This is a genomic window from Streptacidiphilus anmyonensis (genome assembly GCF_000787855.1).
In the GTDB taxonomy this organism is placed as follows: Bacteria; Actinomycetota; Actinomycetes; order Streptomycetales; family Streptomycetaceae; genus Streptacidiphilus; species Streptacidiphilus anmyonensis.
On record NZ_BBPQ01000090.1, the window covers coordinates 1 to 4,364 of the forward strand.

Here is a 4,364-nt window from a genome sequence, read left to right on the forward strand (position 1 = left end):
GCGGCCCAGCGCCTGCTTGAGCAGGCCGGCGCGGCCCTCGCCACGTCGCGCGCCCTCGCCCGGTCGCTCGGCCGGTTCGGGCTCGGCGCCGACGCGGAAGCCCCGACCGTGCGTGACCAGGGCGTTCGAGGCGTGTGTCGGCGAGCCGCCGGACTCGGGCAACGAACCGAGCGAGCCGCTGCCGGAGGCGACCTGGCCCGCCAGCCGGGCGGACGCCGCCCACTCGGCGGGCCGCGCGGAGGACCCCGTGGCGCGGGTGGAGACGTGCACGGCCCCCTGGCCGTCGGGCACCACCTCGGCCCGCCCGAGCTGCGCCGGGACGGCCGGGACGACGCGCAGCGCGCTCTCGCCCAGCTCGATCAGCGTCCCGGGCGCGACCGCCCGGGGCTCCGCGCCGACCGGGGAACCCTCCAGGACGGTGCCGTTGGTCGAGCCGGAGTCGGAGACCGTGACCCGGCCGTCCTCGGCGACGTCGAGGGCGAGGTGGAAACGGGAGACGTCCGGGTCGTCCACCGGCACGTCCGCCTCGACGGAGCGGCCGACGACGACGCGGCCCGGGTGCAGCAGGTGGATGCCGCCCGCGTCCGGACCGGCCACGACGTGCAGGGCGGCGGAGGAGCCCGCGGGCTCGGCGGCGTCGTCCGGGTCGGGGGCGTCGAGGCGCAGCACCACGCCGTCGATCAGCGGCGGGTGGCCGAGCACGGCGCGTTCGTCGAGCCGGCGGCCCTGGGCGTAGAGGTGCACGTGCGTCGCGGCGCGACCCGCGCGGGCGCCGGGGCGCGCGCCCACCGCGCCCGCGAGCGCGGCCGCGACGGAGCCCAGCGTGGTGCCGACCGGCGCGCTGACCAGCACGTCGGCCGCGGGCGCGGCGGCATGCGCCGACGACGCTCCGGACGTCGGCGCGCTCTCGCGCGGCCCAAGCACGGTCAGCCGGATCTGCATGCGCCCTGCCCCTTCCAGCCCGCACGCGATGGTGGTCGCCACGGTGTCGTATGCATCCTCCCATCTGCCGCGGACAGTTCGCGCACGGCACCCGATCGGATGATCTTCGGAACGTATCGCGGGGATGACACGTCTGCATCAATGGAACGGTCGACGCGGGACCGCGGCGCAGGGCGCGGTCCTTCGAACGCCGTTAGAGTTGCCGAAAACGCGAGCCCCCGCGGGCGGACGGCGCTGAGGCAGGACGAGGAGCACGGGTGCGGCCGGTTGGCAGTAAGTACCTGCTGGAGGAGCCGCTCGGGCGCGGCGCCACCGGGACGGTGTGGCGTGCCCGGGTGCGCGAGGACGCGGAGAACGCGCCGGTCGTCCCGGGGTCCGTCGTGGCCATCAAGGTCCTCAAGGAGGAGCTGGCCACCGACCCGGACGTGGTGATGCGCTTCCTGCGCGAGCGCGCGGTGCTGCTGCGCCTGGTGCACCCCAACATCGTGCGGGTGCGGGACCTGGTGGTCGAGGGCGAGCTGCTCGCCCTGGTGATGGACCTGGTCGACGGCCCCGACCTGCACCGCTACCTGCGCGCCAACGGCCCGCTCTCGCCGGTGGCCGGCGCGCTGCTGATGGCGCAGATCGCCGACGCGCTCGCGGCCAGCCACGCCGACGGCGTCGTCCACCGCGACCTGAAGCCCGCGAACGTGCTGCTGGCCACGGTGCAGAGCGAGACCGGCCTGGCCATGCACCCGCTGCTGACCGACTTCGGCATCGCCCGTCTGGCCGACTCCCCGGGGCTGACCCGCACCGCCGAGTTCGTCGGTACGCCGGCGTACGTGGCGCCCGAGTCCGCGGAGGGCCGCGAGCAGACCTCCGCCGTCGACGTCTACGGCGCCGGGATCATGCTGTACGAGCTGCTGACCGGTCAGCCGCCGTTCCAGGGGGACGGCCCGATCCAGATCCTCCAGGCGCATCTGTCGCAGCGTCCGGAGCGCCCGGTCTCGGTGCCCGAGCCGCTGTGGACGGTGCTGGAGCGCTGCCTGGCGAAGGACCCGGTGCGCCGCCCGACGGCCGTGACGCTCGCCACGGCGCTGCGCACGGTCGCGGCCGGCATCGGCGTCCACGCCACCCCGTCCGAGATCGAGGCCGCGAACGCGGTGGGCGTGCTGCTGTCGCCGCCCGGCCACCACCCGTCCGTCCCCGGCTCGGACGACGCGACGGTGCCGCGCGGGGTGTCCACCTCGGGCATGGACGGCGGCTCGCTGGTGCCGGGTCAGCTGGAGGACGCCCGCACGATCCTGCTCGGCAAGGCCGCGGGCGGCGTCGGCGTGCCCGGCGCGGCCGATCCGACGCAGGTGCTGGCCTCGCAGGGCTTCGTCCCGGGCGCCGCGGACCCGACCGCGGTCCTGCCGCAGAGCGCGGGCGGACGGCCGGGTTACGGCGCGGTGCCCGCCGGCGCCGCGGACCCGACCGCGGTGTTGCCGCAGAGCGGCCCCGGCACGGCCGGCGCGGACCGGACCACTGTGATGCCGCCGATGCCGCAGGGCGGCGCGCCGAGCCCGGTGGACGGTCCGCACCCGTGGGAGTCGCAGCTGCGGCAGGCGCGGGAACGCGCGGAGCAGACGCAGATCGGCTCCATGGGCGGGTTCCCGGTCGAGGACCCGTTCGCCGCGGGGCCGCAGGTCGCGCCCGCCCCCTACCGGCCGCAGCCGCAGCGCCCGCCGCAGTCCGCGCCGCAGCCCGCGCCCGGTCGGCCGCAGGCCGGTCGTCAGGCGCAGCCCCCGGTCGCGCCCCCGCCGTACCGGGAGCGGCCGCGCGAGCGCGGCTACGAGCAGCGGGGCTACGAGGGCCGCGACTACGCGGAGCGGGGCTACGAGGAGCGTCGCCCCCAGCCCGCGCGCCGTCCCGAGCCCGCGCGGCGTCCGGAGCCGGCGGGCCGCGCACCGGAGCGGGAGCGCGAGCCCGACTACGACCGCGCGCCGGAGCGCAGGCCGGAGCGGGCGCCGCGTCCGCGCCGCCGGATGCGCATCCCCGGCATGGGCTGCCTGAAGGTGTTGATCTTCCTGGTCGTGGTCGGCTTCCTGGTGTGGGAGTTCTCGCCGTTGCACGGCTGGATCGACCACGCGGTCAACGTCGTCGAGGGCTGGTGGAACCAGCTCGCCCACTGGTGGCACCAGCTCACCAGCACCGCGAACCAGGTGGACAAGGTGCGCAAGTCCATTCCGAGCATCCCCTCGGGCGGGAACTGACTCAAAGCGGCGGAACGGGTCGCGGGATTGACGATTTGTCGACTCCCAGCGGCCCGTCCACCACCCGCTGTCCCCCAAACGGCTCCAGGCCGCGTACTTTGGTCGCTGGCGCGGCCACGCGTCCCCGGACTTCGCCGGGGCCCCGCCCTGACAACCAGCCCCAGATCGCGCACGGAGCAGCCTTGGCACGCAAGATCGGTAGCCGCTACACCGCGCACTCGGTGATCGGCCGCGGCTCGGCCGGGACCGTGTGGCTCGGGGAGGGCCCGGAGGGCCCGGTCGCGATCAAGATCCTGCGCGAGGACCTCGCGTCCGACCAGGTCCTGGTCGGACGGTTCGTCCAGGAGCGCACCGTCCTCACCAGCCTCGACCACCCCCGCGTCGTCGGGGTCCGCGACCTGGTCGTCGACGGCGACGACCTCGCCCTGGTCATGGAGCTGGTCCACGGCAGCGACCTGCGCTCGCGTCTGGACCGCGAGGGCCCGTTCACGCCGCAGGCCGCCGTCTCGGTCGTCGCCGACGTCGCCGAGGGGCTCGCCGCCGCCCACGCCCAGGGCGTCATCCACCGCGACGTGAAGCCCGAGAACATCCTGCTCGACCAGGGCTCCAGCCCCGGTCCCGGCGGCGCGCCGCGCGCCAAGCTGTCCGACTTCGGCATCGCCCGCCTCGTCGACGCCCCGCGCCGCACCCGGGCGACCCGGATCATCGGCACGCCCGACTACCTCGCCCCCGAGATCATCGAGGGCCTCGAGCCGCGCGCCGCGGTCGACATCTACGCCCTCGCCACCGTCCTGTACGAGCTGCTCGCCGGGTTCACGCCGTTCGGCGGCGGCCACACCGGCGCGGTGCTGCGCCGACACGTCACCGAGTCCGTTCCGCCGCTGCCCGGCCTGCCGGAGCCGTTGTGGAAGGTGCTGGCCCAGTGCCTCGCCAAGGCCCCCGCCTCCCGGCTGCGCGCCGCCGAGCTGGCCACCGGCCTGCGGGAGCTGCTGCCCGGCCTGGCCGGGCTGCCCGCGCTGCACATCGCCCACCCAGACGCCCCGGCCGTCACCCCGCTGCCCGGCTACGACGCCGAGGACGAGGCGGCGGAGGACGAGGAGGCCGCGCCGCCGCGCCGCCGTCGCGGCTCGGCGGTCCCGCTGGTCCCGGGCAGCGCGCCCGACTCCAGCCGGGAGACCCACACCAACC

At 76.3% G+C, this 4,364-nt stretch carries 3 protein-coding genes; 2 read left to right on the forward strand and 1 reads right to left on the reverse strand.

Annotated features, from left to right (window positions below):
- The coding region (locus tag TR50_RS48300) for an FHA domain-containing protein (RefSeq protein WP_236654767.1) at positions 1-984 on the reverse strand (984 nt) is incomplete at its 3' end.
- Between the two features lie 215 nt (positions 985-1,199).
- Between TR50_RS48300 and TR50_RS38495 the strand changes: the two genes are divergently transcribed.
- Together TR50_RS38495 and TR50_RS38500 are read left to right on the forward strand one after the other, a co-directional pair.
- Positions 1,200-3,176: a serine/threonine-protein kinase gene (locus TR50_RS38495; RefSeq protein ID WP_042433770.1), complete on the forward strand. Its 1,977-nt coding sequence runs from the start codon at positions 1,200-1,202 to the stop codon at positions 3,174-3,176.
- A gap of 182 nt (positions 3,177-3,358) precedes the next feature.
- A partial coding sequence (locus TR50_RS38500; RefSeq protein WP_042433771.1) for a serine/threonine-protein kinase occupies positions 3,359-4,364 on the forward strand: 1,006 nt, incomplete at its 3' end.